Source organism: Actinocorallia longicatena, from assembly GCF_039534125.1.
GTDB lineage: Bacteria > Actinomycetota > Actinomycetes > Streptosporangiales > Streptosporangiaceae > Actinocorallia > Actinocorallia longicatena.
The window spans coordinates 61319-77809 of the sequence record NZ_BAAAUV010000018.1; the positions used below are offsets into that span (position 1 = coordinate 61319).

15 protein-coding genes are annotated in these 16491 nt (G+C 73.2%); 2 read left to right on the forward strand and 13 right to left on the reverse strand.

The annotated features are described in order from the left end of the window. Window positions 1-86 precede the first annotated feature (86 nt). The 7 genes from ABD785_RS28745 to ABD785_RS28775 all read right to left on the reverse strand — a co-directional run bounded on the left by ABD785_RS28745 (window position 87) and on the right by ABD785_RS28775 (window position 5161). Window positions 87-320, reverse strand: a complete 234-nt coding sequence (locus ABD785_RS28745; RefSeq protein ID WP_344834474.1) for a hypothetical protein — start codon at window positions 318-320, stop codon at window positions 87-89. After that, window positions 320-568: a DUF4242 domain-containing protein gene (locus ABD785_RS28750; protein ID WP_344834477.1), complete on the reverse strand. Its 249-nt coding sequence runs from the start codon at window positions 566-568 to the stop codon at window positions 320-322. Before ABD785_RS28750 ends, ABD785_RS28745 begins: the two co-directional genes overlap by 1 nt. 161 nt (window positions 569-729) lie before the next feature. Beyond that, window positions 730-1047 carry a GroES family chaperonin gene (locus tag ABD785_RS28755; protein WP_344834479.1) on the reverse strand — a complete coding sequence of 106 codons (318 nt, stop codon included), beginning with the start codon at window positions 1045-1047 and terminating at the stop codon, window positions 730-732. Between the two features lie 23 nt (window positions 1048-1070). Then, window positions 1071-1895 carry a serine protease gene (locus tag ABD785_RS28760; RefSeq protein ID WP_344834482.1) on the reverse strand — a complete coding sequence of 275 codons (825 nt, stop codon included), beginning with the start codon at window positions 1893-1895 and terminating at the stop codon, window positions 1071-1073. Between the two features lie 4 nt (window positions 1896-1899). Further along, entirely contained in the window at window positions 1900-2658 is a 759-nt protein-coding gene (locus tag ABD785_RS28765) for an SDR family NAD(P)-dependent oxidoreductase (RefSeq protein ID WP_344834485.1), read from the reverse strand. A 5-nt stretch (window positions 2659-2663) separates the two neighbouring features. Continuing rightward, on the reverse strand, window positions 2664-4148 hold the full coding sequence (locus ABD785_RS28770) for a flavin-containing monooxygenase (RefSeq protein WP_344834486.1): 1485 nt from the start codon (window positions 4146-4148) through the stop codon (window positions 2664-2666). Between the two features lie 65 nt (window positions 4149-4213). Further along, window positions 4214-5161 (reverse strand): diacylglycerol/lipid kinase family protein, encoded by a 948-nt coding sequence (locus ABD785_RS28775; RefSeq protein WP_344834488.1) that lies wholly within the window; start codon window positions 5159-5161, stop codon window positions 4214-4216. A gap of 92 nt (window positions 5162-5253) precedes the next feature. On the opposite strand from ABD785_RS28775, the gene ABD785_RS28780 reads away from it, so the two are divergent. Further along, on the forward strand, window positions 5254-6249 hold the full coding sequence (locus ABD785_RS28780; protein ID WP_344834491.1) for an alpha/beta hydrolase: 996 nt from the start codon (window positions 5254-5256) through the stop codon (window positions 6247-6249). 157 nt (window positions 6250-6406) lie between these two features. Here ABD785_RS28780 and ABD785_RS28785 read toward each other — a convergent pair whose 3' ends face one another. The 5 genes from ABD785_RS28785 to ABD785_RS28805 all read right to left on the reverse strand — a co-directional run bounded on the left by ABD785_RS28785 (window position 6407) and on the right by ABD785_RS28805 (window position 13655). Continuing rightward, the gene (locus ABD785_RS28785; protein ID WP_344834493.1) at window positions 6407-7558 is read right to left on the reverse strand and encodes a VWA domain-containing protein; all 1152 of its coding nucleotides are present in this window, start codon (window positions 7556-7558) and stop codon (window positions 6407-6409) included. Next, a complete protein-coding gene (locus ABD785_RS28790) occupies window positions 7555-9882 on the reverse strand; it encodes a DUF5682 family protein (protein WP_344834496.1) in 2328 nt (775 codons plus the stop codon). Before ABD785_RS28790 ends, ABD785_RS28785 begins: the two co-directional genes overlap by 4 nt. 28 nt (window positions 9883-9910) lie before the next feature. Next, window positions 9911-10990, reverse strand: a complete 1080-nt coding sequence (locus ABD785_RS28795) for an ATP-binding protein (RefSeq protein WP_344834500.1) — start codon at window positions 10988-10990, stop codon at window positions 9911-9913. Between the two features lie 81 nt (window positions 10991-11071). Then, window positions 11072-12589, reverse strand: coding sequence for a DUF5691 domain-containing protein (locus ABD785_RS28800; protein WP_344834503.1), 1518 nt, complete (start codon window positions 12587-12589; stop codon window positions 11072-11074). 133 nt (window positions 12590-12722) lie between these two features. Beyond that, complete coding sequence (locus ABD785_RS28805; RefSeq protein WP_344834505.1) at window positions 12723-13655, reverse strand: SWIM zinc finger family protein; 933 nt, start codon at window positions 13653-13655, stop codon at window positions 12723-12725. Window positions 13656-13723: 68 nt separating this feature from the next. Here ABD785_RS28805 and ABD785_RS28810 point away from each other — a divergent pair, with 68 nt between their 5' ends. After that, window positions 13724-14692, forward strand: a complete 969-nt coding sequence (locus ABD785_RS28810) for a cation diffusion facilitator family transporter (RefSeq protein ID WP_344834508.1) — start codon at window positions 13724-13726, stop codon at window positions 14690-14692. 35 nt (window positions 14693-14727) lie between these two features. Here ABD785_RS28810 and ABD785_RS28815 read toward each other — a convergent pair whose 3' ends face one another. Further along, entirely contained in the window at window positions 14728-16425 is a 1698-nt protein-coding gene (locus tag ABD785_RS28815; RefSeq protein WP_344834510.1) for a serine/threonine-protein kinase, read from the reverse strand. Window positions 16426-16491 lie beyond the last annotated feature (66 nt).

Genomic DNA, 16491 nt, shown 5'->3' on the forward strand with positions numbered 1-16491 from the left:
CTCCCCTTCCCGTCGACCTTCAGTCGCATTATCCGCGAACATGACAAGCCGGGCGGACCTTCGCGGGCCGCCCGGCTTCGGATGGATCAGCAGTTTCCGCGAATGTAGATCCGCTCGTAGTTCGTGGCCGCGGCCGCGTAGTACACCTGCTGGGTGGAGCCCGGCGCCGAGTTCTCCCACAGGAAGTAGGAGCTGTCGATCAGGCTCGCGATGCGCGCACAGTCGATCTTGGCGGCGTGGGCCGGAGCGGTGGCCATCGCCGTGGTCCCCGCGAACACGGCGGCCACGGCGATCGGCTTGAGAAGGGACGCGATCTTCATCACTCGTGCTCCGTGACCTGGAAGATCTCGTCGGCGACGAGGCCGTGGGCCTCGCGGTGGACGGCGTGGGCGGCCTCGGCGTCCGGTGCCTCGACCAGGCAGAAGACCCTGCCCGCCGTCTCGTCGACCCAGTAGCGCCGGTAGGTCACCCCGAACCCCTCCTGGATCGCCAGGTCCTTCTCGTGGGCTCCCGCCACGGCCTCGGCCGTGACTCCCTCGATGTCGTGCATGTCCATGAACAAAGGCATGAGCACCCCTTGAACTCGCCGGCCCCTGATGGCCCGGCCTCACCCCTGAACCTAGAAACGCACCCTGACCCGCCCCTGAAACCGCCCTGAAACGACGTCGGGTGTGCGGCTCGGTCGCGGGGAAGGTCGTGGGTCGGGCACGATGCGACCGTTCGGGCTCGTCAGAGGTAGAGGCCGGTGCCGTGTTCGGGACGTTCGTTGGCGACGGCGTGGAGGTCGCGTTCGCGCATGACGAGGTAGGTGGCGCCCTGGAGTTCGACCTCCAGCTGGTCTGCGGGGTGGAAGAGGACGCGGTCGCCCGTCTTGACCATGCGGACGGTGTGGCCGGTGCCGCAGACCTCGCCCCAGGCGAGGCGGTTGGACTGGTCGGCGGTGACGGGGATGACGATGCCGGAGCTGGACGTGCGCTCCCCGTCCTTGTCGGCTTTGATCATGACGCGGTCGTGCAGCATCTGCACTTCGAACTTGGGCTCCGGCACGTCGCTGATTCTATCGGGACTTGCTAGAGCTGCTTCTTGATCAGGTCGAGGAAGGAGGAGACGCGGGCGTAGACGCCGGGGTAGCCGGGCTGGGCGCAGCCCTTGGCCCAGCTGGTCAGGCCGACGACGCGCGGTTCCCAGCGGTCCTCGAGCTGGCCCTGGATGCGGACCTTCTTCTTGACCTGGACGACCAGAGGGCCGCCGCTGTCGAACCGGCAGGTGTCGGCCTTGGGGGAGCCGGCGCAGGTCATGTTCGGTTCCAGGGCGCGGCCGTAGGCGCGGGCGCAGTCGCCCTGGCTCACCAGCGGGACGGTCGCCTTACGCAGCCTGACGTCGCCGACCCTGAGCCGCTTGGTCTCGCCCCAGCCCAGCACGTAGCCGCTCTTGCCGGTGACGGAGCCGAGCTTCACCGGCTTGATCTTCACCTTCTTGGCCAGGGTGAGGACGGCGACGTCGTTGCGTTCGGTCTCGAGGCCGTTCAGGTCGCCCTCGCGGAAGGCCGGGTTGATCCAGATCTTCTTGACCTTGACCGTGGTGCCGCCCTTCTTCCTGCCGAGGTCGGACCTGCCGAACGTCACCCGGAGGGAGCCGATCAGGAAGCGGACCTGCTTGGCGCAGTGCGCGGCGGTGAGGACCTTGTCGGCCTTGATGAGGACGCCGCCGCAGAAGTGCCCGGACGGCCGGACGAAGACGACCGGGGAGGTCAGCGCCGCCATCCACGGGTAGCTCTTGGCGCTGACGGCATGGCCGCCGATGATCGCCTGCGCGGGGGAGGGGGCCAGGACCGCGGCACCGAGGAGGACGGCGCCCGCGGCCGAGCTGAGGATCTTGTGGGGGGTGGGTCGCATTCGCTTAGTCGTACCGTCTGCCGGTGCGCGAGGACAACCGCCCGGAGAGATTCTTCGGGATGAACTTCGCCACCCCGACGAGCGCCTTGTAACGGACGTCGGGGACGGAGACCCGGACGCCCCGCTTCAGATCCCTGAGAGCGGTCGCGACGACGTCGTCGGCGTTCAGCCAGAAGGCGTCGGGGACCTTGGAGGTCTCCATGCGGGCCCGCTCGTGGAACTCGGTGCGCACGAAGCCGGGGCACAGCGCCAGGACGGAGATGTCCGGCTCGCCGAGATCCTGGGCGATGCCCTCGGTGAAGGAGACCACCCAGGCCTTGGACGCCGAGTAGGTGCCGCGGGCGAAGAACGCGGCCACGGAGGCGACGTTGATGATCGCGCCCTTCCCGCGCTCGCGCATTCCGGGCAGGACCGCCGAGGTCAGGCGCAATACGGCCTCGCAGTGCACCTTCAGCATCCGCAGCTCGTCCTCGACGGGCACGTCGAGGTAGGTGCCCCGGTTGCCGAAGCCGGCGTTGTTCACCAGCAGGTCGACCCCCGCCCGCAGCCGGTCCTCGACCAGGGCGATCCCGGCGTCCTCGGCGAGGTCGGCCCGCAGGACCTCGACCTCCACGCCGAACTGCTTGCCGAGCGTCTCGGCCGTCTCGGCGAGGCGCTGCTCGTCGCGGGCGACGAGGACGAGGTCGAGACCGTCCTTGGCGAGACGGCGCGCGAAGGCGGCACCGATGCCCGCCGTGGCTCCTGTGATCAGTGCGGTCGGCATGGTGCCTACCCTACGGAAAAGTCCCTCGGATCGGGTCGCCGGGTCGCCCGGCGGTAGGCGAAGGTGTAGCCCGGCCAGTTGTTGACGTGCTTGCCGTCGGCGGTCTGGTACCAGCTCGTGCAGCCGGTGTTCCAGACCGTGGTGCGCATGCGCCGCCGGACCTCGTCGTTGAAGGCGTTCTGGACGTCCTTCCTGACCTCGAGCGTGTGCCCGGACCGGATGCACGCCATGACATAGCTGAACTGGCTCTCGAGCATGTAGATGATCGAGTTGTGGCCGAGGTTGGTGTTGGGGCCGTAGAGCAGGTACAGGTTCGGGAAGCCGTGGACGGTGATGCCGAGGTGGGCCTGGGCGCCGTCGCGCCACTCCTCGGACAGCTCGCGCCCGTTCCTGCCGTGCACGGCCATCGGTGCGAGGAACTCCGTCGACCGGAAACCGGTGCCGAGGATCAGGGTGTCGGCCGTCCTGACCCGGCCGTCCTCGGTGACGACCGCGTTCTGTCGTACCTCTTTGATGGGATCGGTGACGAGGGCGACGTTCGGGCGCTGGAGCGCCGGATAGTAGTCATCGGAGATCAGGACGCGTTTGCAGCCGAGAGGGTGGTCGGGATGGAGCTTCGCGCGCAGGGCGCGGTCGGGCACCGCCTGCTTCAGGGTGCGGCGGAAGGAGGCCTCCATCGTCTTCAGGGCGGGCGGATAGGTGACGAAGCCGAGAGCCCTTGACTCGAAGAACAGATAGGTGCGCAGCCGGTCGAGGTCGTGCAGGGCGGGGACCCTCCCCAGCAGGCGCCGGGTGACCGCGCCGTAGACCCGGTCGGGCTTGGGGATCACGTACGGGGCGGTGCGCTGGTAGACGGTCAGCTCGGCGGCCTGCTCGGCGACGTGCGGCACGAACTGGATCGCGCTCGCTCCGGTGCCGATGACCGCGACCCTCCGGCCCGTCAGATCGTGGGAGTGGTCCCAGCGGGCGCTGTGGAAGACGGTGCCGCCGAAGGTCTCCAGGCCCGGGATCGAGGGGATCGACGGGCGGTTGAGCTGGCCGCACGCCGAGACCAGGACGTCGGCCTCGATGATCTCGTCCCCGTCCCTGTTCTCCCGGCCCCCGTTCTCCTCAGCCCCGTTCTCCCGGTCCTCTTTCGCGGTGACGCTCAGCCGCCAGCGGCCGTCGAGGAAACGGGCCTCGGTCACCTCGGTGTCCAGGCGAAGGTGCGGGGCGAGGCCGTAGGCGTCCACGCAGTGCTCGAGGTAGGCGAGGATCTCGGGCTGTTCGGCGAAGCGCCGCGTCCAGTCGGTCTTGCGCTCGAAGGAGAAGGAGTACAGATGAGACGGCACGTCGCAGGCGGCGCCGGGATAGACGTTGTCCCGCCAGGTGCCGCCGATCCCGCCGGCCTTCTCCAGGACGACGAACGGGATGCCCGCCTGCTTCAGCAGGATTCCCAGGCCGATCCCGCCGAAGCCCGCTCCGATGATCGCCACGCGAAAAGTGCTCACTTACGCATCTTGTGACGTTCGTGCGGTCGCGTCCAGGGCCCGGTGTCCCGGAAGGTACGGCCGGTTCAGGTGTCGGTGAAGTGGCGGGGGACCATGACGCGCAGGGCGTTCGGGAGTAGCCGGACCCGGAACGGGGTGCTGGTGCGCAGTTCACCGTCCACGTCGACGGGCATCGGCGGGTCGGTGGCGACCTCGACCTCGTCGGTGGTGAGGAAGGAGGGCTCGGCGAGGGTGCGCCGGTGGCCGGTGAGAACGTGGCGGGCGGTGGCCGAAAGCAGCCGGATCCGGGCGGGGCCGCCGAGCCGGTAGATCGCGAGAAGGCGGTCGTCGGGGCTGGCGTCGCGGGCGATCGGGCGGCCGCTGTGGTGGCTGCCGTTGGCCACGTTCAGCTGGTGGGTCACCATGGCGTGGCGTTCGCCGCCGATCGTCACGGTCGCGGAGAAGGGGTCGTGCCGCGGCAGCCGCCGCAGGGCGGTGAGGAAGTAGGCGGCGCGGCCGAGATGGCGCTTCAGCCGGTGCGGGACCGTCCCGGCGACCCGGACCGACAGGCCGAGGCTGACCATGTTGGCGAAGATCTCGGCCGGCCCGCCGTCCTCGGGGTCGAGCTCGCCCAGGTCGACGTCCGCGACCTTGCCCTCGGCGATCACGGAGACGGCCCCGGCGAGGTCGAGCGGAAGGAGCAGCCCCCGGGCGAAGTTGTTGGTGGTGCCGAGCGGGAGGAGGCCGAGCACGACGTCGCGGTGGACGAGGTGACGGACGGCCTCCTTGAGGGTGCCGTCACCGCCGCCGACGATCACGAGGTCGGGTTCTGCGGCCAGAACCTCCGTGAAGACCCGCGGCAGCGTGTGCGGATCGTCGACCGGATGCAGCGAGGAGAAGGTGAACCCGGCGTCCCCGAGAAGCCTCAGCGCCTCGGGATAGCGTCTGCGTCCACGCCGTGACCTGGTGTTGACGATCAGGACCGCGCGACGTTCCCGGCGGATCGCGGCGTCGACGTCTGCCTTGCTCCGCACGGTTTACATCCTATATGTGCTGCTCGATGGGTGCGTCCGCATCGCCGGTGGGAACAATCCGTAATCCAGGCGCGAGAACTGAAGAGGCGGCGATGCGGCGAGCTGCGTGGCTCGGGGTGGGGGCGGCGACGGTCCTCGTCTCGGCGCTCGCGGTCACCATCGCCCCGGGCGGTCCCGCCCGCGCGCAGGCCCCGGCGGCCGACGACGGCGCGCACGTGGTGGGGGAGCGGCGGCTCGGCGCCAGGATGCTCGACCTCACGATCTCCTCGCCGGCCCTCGACCACGAGCAGCGCGTGCGGCTGCTGCTCCCGGCCGGCTGGAAGCGCGACGCGGACCGCACCTGGCCGACCCTGTGGCTGCTGCACGGGGCGTTCGGCGACCACGCCACCTGGACGGCCGAAACGGAGATCGAGAAGCTGACCGAGAAGCTGGGCGTCATCGTCGTCATGCCCGACGGAGGGGCCTGCGCGTCCTACTCCGACTGGTGGAACGGGGGGACCGGCGGCAGGCCGCGCTGGGAGACCTTCCACCTCACCGAGCTGCTCCAGATCCTGGAGCGCGGCTACCGGGCCGGCGGGGAGAGGTCGGTCGCGGGCGTCGCGGGCGGCGGGTTCGGCGCGCTGTCCTACGCGGCCAGGCACCGCGGCCTGTTCCGCGCCGCCGCGTCCTTCAGCGGGACCGCGCACATCCTCCACGAGATCCCCGGCGCCCTCGACGCCCTCGACCTGCGGCAGCTCACGATGGCCGTGGCGTGCCCGGGGGTCGACTGGCGGGTCGTGTGGGGCCATCCGCACGCCCAGCGGCCGATCTGGCGCCAGCACAATCCGTACGACCTGGTCACCCAGCTGACCGGTGTCCGCCTCTACGTGTCGGCGGGCACCGGCGAGCCCGGCCCGCTCGACCCCCCGCGCACCGCGCCGAGCGCCTCCGAGCGCGTCGTCCACCAGACCAACGCGATGTACGTGGAGAAGCTGCGGAAGCTCGCGGTCCCGGCGGCCAGCCACTTCTATGACGGCACCCCGGCATGGCCGTACTGGCGCCGCGAACTGTCAGCCGCCCTCCCCGTCCTCCTGGCCGACCTGCTCTGACCCGTCCCCGCTCCGATCCGGCCTGTCCTGACCCGCCTCGCCCCGCCCCGATCCGGCCTGCTCTGCCCCGCCTCGCCCCGCCACGCGCCGATCCGGCCCGTCCTGGTCCGGCCCGCCCTGATCGGGCCTGCGCTGATCCGTGCGGACGGGCCGCGGCTCAGCCGGGGATGAAGGGGGCGAGGTCGCGGCGTTCCAGTGCGGCCGCCATGAGATCGGGGAACGCGGCGGGGGTGCAGGCGAAGGCCGGGATTCCGAGTGCGGCCAGAGCCGCGGCGTTCTCGTGGTCGTAGGCGGGCGCGCCGTCGTCCGACAGCGCCAGCAGCACGATGACCAGCACTCCGGATCGGGCCAGCGCGGCGGCCCTGCGCAGCATGTCCTCCCGGTCCCCGCCCTCGAACAGATCGCTGACCAGCACGAGCACGGTCTCGGACGGCCGGGTGATCAGTCCCTGGGCGTAGGCGAGGGCCCGGTTGACGTCCGTGCCGCCGCCGAGCTGGGTGCCGAAGAGCACCTCGACCGGGTCGTGCAGGAGCCCCGTCAGATCGGCGACCTCGGTGTCGAACGCCACGAAGGAGGTCCGCAGCGAGGCCATCGAGCCGAGCACGGCCCCGAAGACCCCGGCGTAGACCACGGACGCGGCCATCGACCCGCTCTGGTCGACGCAGAGCACCACGTCGCGGCGCACCCCCCGCTGCTTCCGCCCGAATCCCGCGAGCCGCTCCGGCACGACGGTCCGCTGCTCGGGCAGATAGTGCCTGAGGTTGCCGCGGACGGTCCGGTCCCAGTCGACCTCGGCGGGCCGCCGGGGCCGTCCCGCCCGGGCCGTCCGGTCCAGCGCTCCCCGCACCATCGACCGGGTCCGCTCCTCCAGCCGCGCCTCGATCTCCGCGACGACCTCGCGCACGACGGCCCGCGCCGACTCCCTGGCCCGGTCCGGCAGCACCGCGTTGAGGGACAGCAGGGTCGCGACGAGATGGACGTCGGGTTCCACGGCGTCGAGGAGCTCGGGTTCGGCCAGCAGCCGTCCGAGATCCAGGCGCTCCACGGCGTCCCGCTGCATCACCGCGACCACCGGCGAGGGGAAGAACGCCCGCACGTCGCCGAGCCACCGCGCCACCTGGGGCGCCGAGGCCTGCAGGCCACCGCGCCGCCCCCTGCCTCCGCCGCCGTAGAGCGCCTCGAGGACCCCGTCGATCTGGCCGTCGCGTCCCGCGGGCCCGCCGCGCTCACCGGCGTCGGCCTCGGCGCCGAGCACCAGCCGCCACCGCCGGTCGTTCTCCGCGCGTCCCGCTCCGCTCTCCTCGGTCATCGCTGGTCTCCCTCGGTCCGGATCGGGGACGGATCGGGTGTGGTGAGGATGGTGAGCGCCGCCGTGGCCGCGAGCCCGGACCGCGCCGGGTCGGGGGCGTCGTCGAGGACGGCCGGCGCGGAACCGAGACGGCGGAGCCGCTCGGCGAGGGTGCGGCGTTCGGGTCCGCTGTGCCGGCCGAACGTGCGCCGCAGCAGGGGGAGGACGTCGATGAAGGCCGGTTCGGGCAGCTCCGCCAGCCAGGTGTCGACCAGGCGCAGCAGCGGGGTGTCGTGGATGAGGACCAGCGCGCTGCCCGACAGGAACCCCTCCAGCCAGGCCGCGGTCCGTGACGGCGGATGGCCGGGTGAGACGGCCCGCTCCATGCGGACCTGGAAGTCGGGCAGCCGGGACAGGTCGTGCAGGAGCCGGGTGATCCGCCCGTCGAGCAGGCCGTGCAGCCCCGGACGGTCGGGGAGCGCGGCCAGGGCGGCCGTCCAGCGCGTGGTCAGCGGCTCCTCGTCGAGCAGGGTGAAGGCCTCGTTGACGCCGTTGATCTGGTCGAGGAACGCACGGGCGGCGTCGTCGTCGAGCGAGGCCGCGGCGCGGGAGAGGCCGAGGCAGATCCGGACGGCCAGTCCCTCGATGACGCTCAGCAGCCCCTCCGCCGGCGTCTCCCTGACATCGCCGTAACGCAGCGCCCGCACCAGCGGAGGGAACGCGGCCATCAGATGGGCGGTGTCGCCGTCGGTGGCGGCGCGGTCGGCCAGCGCCCGCATGACGGCGGGCAGGGCACCGGGAAGATCGGCGAGCAGGCACTCCTCCACGAGCGCGGTCAGCTCGGGCAGGCCGTCCGCCGCCCGCGCGGCCGCCCGGACCTTCGCGGTGCAGGCCGCCACGACGGTCGTGCCCCAGAACCCGGCCTCGATGAGATCGACGTCGAACTCCGGATGCCAGACCAGGGTCCAGTTCTCCCGGAAGGTCCCCTTGGTCCGTCCGAGGGAGGCGGGCTTCCCCCAGGTGACGCCCAGAGTCCGCAGCCGGTGCAGGAGCACGCTGCGCCCCAGGTCGAGGGGCTTGCGCAGGTCGAGCTCGCGGTCGGCCGGCTCAGGCGACGGCTTGAGCCGCAGCCGGCGCTGCTCGGCCTGGAGATCCCCGCGCAGCGGGACCATCGGCGTGGACTCCGGCACGGAACCGAGCCGCTCCCCGACGACCAGGCGCCGCCACACCAGCTCGACGGGCTCCTCCCGCCCCTCGCACAGGACGGCCCGCGTGGCCTCGATGATCTCCTCGAGCCCGGGGAGGGGACGCCCCCGCAGCCCGGCCAGCGTCTCGGCCAGCCGCACTCCCTCGATGACATGGGCGGGCGAGACCGCCAGCCCCTCCGCCCGCAGCAGCCGCGCGGTGGCCGCCATCCACCGCTCCACCACCCGGTCCTGAGCCTCGTACAGGTGCTGGTACCAGCCGGGGGACCGCACGCCCGCCCCGTATCCTGAGTCCGCGGCCAGCCGTCCGTGCGTCCACGGCACCCAGGTCATCGCGACCCTGACCTTCGGGATGCCGCGCAGCACCGCGGCGTCCCGCGCCGCCGGAACCCGTTCCCTCAGCGCGGGCACGTGCCACGCCCCGCAGACGACCGCGATCCGCTCGAAGCCCTCGCGCACACCCCGCCGGACGCACTGCCGCATGTGGGCCTCGCGCTGCTCCTCCCGCGCCGAATGCGGCGCGCGTCCCTCCCGCAGGACCCCCATCGCCTCGGCCACCACCGCGAACGGATCCTCGCCCGCACGGTGCTCGACCACGTCCTCCCACCAGCGTTCCGCGTCGCCCTGCCCGCCGACCTCGGCCAGCACCCCCAGCGGATCCCGCCAGGCGCGCTCCAGCAGCCGCTCCACGTCCGGGCCCGCCGCGGTGCCGGAGACGGCGGCCCCGGCCGCCACCTCGGCAGGCTCGGGAGACTCGGCAGGCTCGGGAGACTCGGCAGGCTCGGGAGACTCGGCAGGTTCGAGGGGCTCGGCAGGCTCGGGAGCGAGCGTGCAGGCGGCGGGCAGATCGCAGAAGCGGGCCGGGACCGCGGTCGCGCAGGCGTGCCGCAGAGCGGTCCATTCGGGGCTGAAGGCGGCGAAGGGCCAGAAGGCGGCCCGCCGGGAAGGGTCGTCCGGGGCGTAGGCCAGCAGCGCGACCGGCGGACGCATCGCGGGGTCGGCCGCGAGCGGGACGAGCGGATCGGCCTCGGGCGGCCCCTCGATGAGGACGAGATCGGGCTTGAAGTCCGCAAGGGCACGGCGGAGCGCCCGGGCGGAGCCGGGGCCGTGGTGCCGGATGCCGAAGTACTCGACGGTCAACGGGTCTCCCGCGGGAAGATGACGGCGGTCAGGAGACGTCCCGGCAGGCGCGGTAGAGCTCGCGCCAGTCCTGCCGGTCGCGGACGACGGTCTCCAGGTACTCCCGCCAGACGAGCCCGTCGGTGGCCGGATCCCGGACGACCGCGCCCTGGAGCCCCGCGGCGAGGTCCGCGGGATGCAGCGCGCCGTCGCCGAAGTGGGCCGACAGGGTGAGGCCCTGGGTGACGACGGAGATCGCCTCGGCCGGGCTCAGCGTGGAGGTCGGCGACTTCACCTTGGTGCGGCCGTCCTCGGTCCGCCCGGACCGCAGCTCACGGAAGATCGTGACGACCCGCCGGATCTCGTCGAGGCCGGCCGGAAGGGCGGGCAGGTCGAGGGCGCGGCCGAGCTGGGCGACCCGGCGGGACACGATCTCGACCTCCTCCTCGGCCGTCGCCGGGACCGGCAGCACCACGGTGTTGAAGCGGCGGCGCAGCGCGCTCGACAGCTCGTTGACTCCGCGGTCCCTGTCATTGGCCGTGGCGATCACGGTGAACCCGCGCAGCGCCTGGACCTCGGTGTTCAGCTCGGGCACGGGGAGGGTCTTCTCCGACAGGATCGTGATCAGCGCGTCCTGGACGTCCGAGGGCGCCCGGGTCAGCTCCTCGACCCGGGCGACCGACCCCAGCCGCATCGCCCGCATCACCGGGCTCGGCACGAGGGCCTCCTCGGACGGCCCCTCCGCGATCAGCCGCGCGTAGTTCCACCCGTACCGGATCGCCTCCTCGGCGGTCCCGGCAGTGCCCTGCACCAGCAGCGTGGAGTCGCCGCTGACGGCCGCGGCCAGGTGCTCCGACACCCAGGTCTTGGCGGTGCCGGGCATCCCGAGCAGCAGCAGCGCCCGATCGGTGGCCAGCGTCGCCACCGCGACCTCCATCAGCCGTCGCGACCCGACGTACTTGGGCGTGACGACGGTCCCGTCCGGCAGCTCACCGCCCATCAGGTAGGTCGTGACCGCCCAGGGCGACAGCCGCCATCCGGCCGGCCGCCCCCGGTCGTCGAACTCGGCCAGCCGCTCCAGCTCGTGTGCGTACTCCTGCTCCGCGTGCGGCCGCAGCACCCGCTCCATGCCCACCCCTCCCGACAAGTTCAGCTCCACCCCATCCCACCCACCCGGAGAAGGACAAGCCCGACTCTCGCACCGAATCGGTCAGGTGTCCTCCCGGTCCGCCGCGGGAGCGGCCAGCTCCAGGAGCATCTCGTGCCGGAAACGCAGGGTGGCGGCCAGCTCCGAGAGCGGCCAGGTGTCGTGGCGGGCGGCCAGCTCGGTGAGGCGCGGCGCCGCCGCGGGGGTGAGGCGCTCGTCGGCGAGCCGGCAGAGCTGGGCGAGATGGCGGGAGGCGCCGGGACCCTCGAGAACCGCCGCGAGGGCGCTCAGCACGGCGTCCGCCAGGCGCCCCTCCCAGGGTCCGGGGATGCGCGACAGGACACCGAGGAGATCGGGCTGCCGGTCGTTCCAGCGGATCAGGTCGGCCGCGACGCTCTCCCGCTCGTCGGCCGGGAGAATCCGCAGCAGATCACCGAGCAGGTCGGTCTCCTCGACCACGATGCCGCCCGACAGCAGCGCCCGCGCCCAGGCCACGTCGCGCTGGAGCAGCGCCGCCCGCGCCCAGCCGAGATGCAGGTCCCGGGCGAGGTCGCCGGTGACGGGCAGCGCCACGATCCCGCCAGGAGGCAGCCCGAACGTCTCGGTCCAGGTAGCGAGCGGGGCACGGGCCAGGATCTCGCGCAGCCAGGCGGCACGCGCCCCCACCCGTCCCGCCGACGGCGCGAAGGAGCCCGCGGGGTGGAACGGGATCCCGTCGCGGGCCATGGCGTCGTCGTGGTCGGCGGGCAGCACGACCGTGATCCACGGCTCGGACCGGCTGCGGACGGTGCGCCGGCCGAGGCTCAGCAGCCCGCGCGCCCGGCCGGCCATCCGCCGGGCGTACTCCGATCCGGGCAGCCGGGCCAGCAGGTCGGCGGCGTTCTGCCGGACGTCCTTGCCCCGGTCGTCGAGGCAGCGTTCGAGGAACTCCTCGTCCTCGGCCGACAGGGAGTGCTCGAACGTCGCCAGGAAGGCGGCGCGGTCCGGGGCGGCCTCCGTGGTCCAGGTCTCGAGCAGCCGCGCCCGCGCCGCACCGGGATCGGCCCGCCGCAGCGCCGTCAGCGCGGCCACCCGCTGCCCGCGGGTGCCCGACTCCCAGTCGGCGACGCCCTCGGCGGAGGCCCCCGACTCGGTCAGCAGATACGCCCAGTCCGGATTCTGCAACGCCAGCCACGCCCCGCGCCGCCCCGCCGCCCGCGCGATGTAGGGCCGGATCGCCCGGTCGCTGCGCCCCTTGTCGAGCAGCTCCGGCAGATTGCGGGCGGGCACCCGGTACCCGCCGCGCGCGGCGGCGCCGAGCCATTCGGGCAGCATCCGCCCGCGCTCGCCGCCCAGGATCATCTCCAGCCGCAGGGCGGCGGGCCCCGGCACGGCGGGCGCCTCCTCGGCGGGCGCCGGAGCGACCGCCTCGGCCGCCCCCGGCTTCATCCCCGCCCGCCGCTGCACGGCCAGCAGCCCCGCGTGGTCGAGCAGGCGGGCCGCCGCGTCGGCCTCGGGCAGCAGCGCCTCCTGGAGATCGGGCACGCCCCGCCGCCGCGTTCCCAGCAGCGCGACCGTCACATGCTCGGCCCAGACGCTCACCGCCCCCACCCCCGGCGGACCCCGGCGCCGGGAACGGGACGGCGGCACGCGCTGTCGAGCACGGAGGCGGGGGGACCGGCGGGACGGGTACGGAGACCGGGCGGGCGGGGGAGGGGGGAGGGCATGGGGCTCCTTAGCGGAGGGGGACGTGGCCTTCGACGGGATGCCAGGCCGTGAGGGGGGTCAGGCCGGTGGGGGTCCACTCGGCGGCGATGGTGACGGGGGCGCCCCCGGAGACCGCCAGCAGCCGCCACGGGTCGGCGGTGGTGAGCGGAAGGGCGGCGCCGGAGGAGTCGGTGAGATGCAGGGAACCCTCGGCACGGGCCAGCCGCACCCCGGCCAGCAGCGCCGGCCAGCGGTCGAGCCACGGATCACGGGACAGGGCGGTGGCGTAGGAGTCGAGGAGCTCGGCGATGGAGGTGCCGGGCGGCTCGGCGGGCTCAGGGGCGGCGTGCCGCTCCGCGACCAGGGCCCGCAGCGGCTGCGCGCCGGGGTAGAAGGCCAGATCGGCGTCGAAGGCGGTGCCGACGGTGAACGACCCGTCGAGCGGGCGCCCGGCGGCGGCGAAGGACAGCACCAGCGCCGGACGCCCCGTGCCGAGCCCCCGCAGCCATACCCTGCGCGCCGTCAGCCCGTCCTGCGGCTCGTCGTGGACGGCCGCCACGTACCAGCGGTCACGGATCCGGGCACGCGCCAGCACCTCGTCCTTGGCGACGGTGAACCCGACCCGGGACCGGATCGTGGCGCGCAGCGGCTCGGGCAGGGCCGACCTGCGCTGGTGCGCCCGGACGAGCAGATGGAGCAGCCCGTACTCCTCCAGCAGCCGCGCCGGCCAGCGCTCGCCGCTGCGCGGCACCGCGGCCAGCGACCTTACCTGCCCGGCCAGGGCGGGCGCCTGGGCGTTGACGAGCCGCCGCGACGCCTCGTCCCAGACCGAGACGGGCGCACGCTCGGCCGCCGCCAGCCCCTGCGCCACCTGGTCCCTGAGCCACCGCGCCAGTTCCTCCACGCCGTCGTCGACGCGGCGCTCCCTGACCGGTCCCTTGGAGTCCCGTGGTTCGCTCACATACTCGAATCTAGCCAGGGGCACCGACAAAATCGCGCCCGATATCCTTGCCGGAAAGGAGGTGCGGCATGGGCACAGGTCATGGGCACGGGCACGGGCACGGGGTCTCGGCCGGTTCGGACCGGCGTTACCTGCTGGGCGCGCTGGGCCTGATCGCCGCCTTCATGCTGGGCGAGGTCGTCGTCGGCGTGATCGCGGGATCGCTCGCCCTGCTGAGCGACGCCGCCCACATGCTGACCGACGCGTTCGCGATCGTCCTGGCGCTGCTGGCGATGCGGATCGCCGCCCGCCCGCCGCGCGGCGGGTTCACCTACGGGCTCAAGCGCGCCGAGATCCTCTCCGCCCAGCTCAACGGGCTGACCCTGCTGCTCCTCGCGGCCTACTTCCTCTACGAGGGCGTCCGGCGCTTCCTCGACCCCGGCCCGGTCGAGGGGGGCCTCGTGCTGATCACGGCGCTCGTCGGGATCGTGGTCAACGTCGCCGCGACCTGGCTGATCGGCCGCGCCGACCGGACCAGCCTCAACGTCGAGGGCGCCTACCAGCACATCCTCAACGACGCCGTGGCGTTCGCCGCGACGGCCGTCTCCGGCCTCGTCGTGCTGCTCACCGGCTGGACCCGCGCCGACGCCCTGGCCTCCCTGTTCGTCGCCGCACTGATGATCAAGGCCGGGTACGCGCTGATCAGGGACGCGGGCAGGGTCCTGATGGAGGCCGCCCCCGCGGGCATGGACCCGGCGGAGATCGGCAAGATGATGGCCGACCGTCCCTGCGTGGTGGAGGTCCACGACCTGCACGTCTGGGAGATCACCTCGGGCTCGCCCGCGCTGTCGGCGCACGTCCTGGTCGAGCCCAAGGGCGACTGCCACGCCGTCCGCCGTGACCTCCAGTCGTTGCTGCACGACCGCTACGAGATCACTCACACGACCCTCGAGGTCGACCACGCCTCCGAGGACGATCTGCACTGCGGTGAGTCCCACGGCCCCCGGCACGTCCCGCTCGAGGTCCCGGCGCACGACCACGGCGACGGCTGCCACTGAGTCGCTGCCACCGACCCGCTGTCACCGACCCGCTTTCACTGACCCGCCGTCACCGGCGCGCTCCGCCGCAGCGCCGTCAGCAGCAGCACGATGATCAGCAGCGGCGCCCCCGCCTGGACGACGATCGTCCCGGCGACCGGTGCGACGTGGCCCATGAACCCGGCCCAGATGCCCGCCCGCACCACCCGCGCGGCGATCACGGTCCACACCCCCGACCGGTACCTCCGCCAGGCCGCGACCACCCCGAACAGGGTGATCACCCCGAGAGAGGCGTACACGAGCGCCAGCACCAGCACCCACTGGGCCGGCGCGCTCACGGCGGGCTGTGCCGCCGCCACCGACAGCACGGCCATGTCGAGCCCGGCCGCGAGCACCGCCAGCCCGAGCCCGAGCGCGAGCGGGAGGCTCCGCCGCACCCCCTGCACCGGCAGCGCGGGATCGGTCTCGCGGGATCTCAGGCCCTGAGCCCCCGCGAGGAGCGCCGGGTTTCCGTAATCCCGGGTGACGTCCGACGCCCCGTCCGCTACCGGCCACGCCGCCCCGCTCCCACCGGGCGGCCCCGCCCCGCCGAACGCCCTCCCCACGGGCCGCTGGACGCCCGGATCCCCGTCCCAGGGAAGCGTCCCGGAACCGACAGGCCTCGACCCCGGCCGGTCCCGCTCGGTGGCGAGGGCCGCGGCCTCGGTCAGGATGGCGTCCTCACCGTCGGCGGGCGCCTCCCGCGGCGGTGGCACGGCCGACGGCCCCGCCTCGCCCGCGGGGACGGTCGGCGGCGTCCGCAACTCGGCGTCCTGGACCTCGTCCCCCCGCTCACCGGGGAGCAGGACGAAGGTGGCCGGGGTGCGCAGCGACCAGGGGCCCCGCCGGGTGGGCGCCGGATCCGCGGACGGCGGTGCGACGGCGCCGGGCGGACGGGCGGCGGTCTCCGGCGGAAGCTGCCCCAGAAGCTGCCAGAGCAGCTCGTTGGCGCTGGGCCGCACCAGCGGATCCTTGGACAGGCAGGTGGCGAGGACGTCCCGGAGCTCACCGGGCACCCCCGACAGATCGGGAGCCTCGAAGCGGATGCGGTGCATGAGGGCGTAGACGGGCCCGCCGCCGAACGGGTGGTGGCCGGTGGAGGCGAACACCATCGTGGAGGCCCAGGAGAACAGGTCGGCGGCGGGCCCCACGACGGACTCGGAGAACTGCTCGGGGGCCATGTAGGCGGGGGTCCCGACGAGCTGGCTGGTGACCGTGCGGCCCGCGTTGTCGAGGGCGCGGGCGATCCCGAAGTCGATCACCCGGGGGCCGTCGGGGCCCATCAGGACGTTCGGCGGCTTGAAGTCGCGGTGGACCACGCCCGCGCGGTGGATGGCCGTCAGCGCTGTGGCCGTCCCCACGGCCAAGCGCATCAGCGCGCCCTCCGACCGGGGCCCGTCGGCGCGGACCAGCTCCTGCAGGGACGGCCCCCGCACGTACTCGCTGACGATGTAGGGCTGGTCGCCGGAGACGTCGGCGGCGAACACGCGGGCGGTGCAGAAACCGGCGATGCGCTCGATGGTGGCCAGCTCGCGGGTGAAGCGGGAGCGGGCGATCGGGTCCGAGGTGAGCTGGGCGTGCAGCAGTTTGACGGCGACCTTGCCGTGGGCGGCGTCCTCACCGAGGAAGACGATGCCCTGGCCGCCCTCGCCGATCCGGCCGAGCAGCTCGTAGCCGCCGAGCCGGGCGGGGTCTCCTGGCTGTAGCGGGAGCACGGGGTCAGTCCCTCCAGCGAATGAATCTCGGTGGGTGACAAGAACCGGTCAAAAAATCATCTGCGA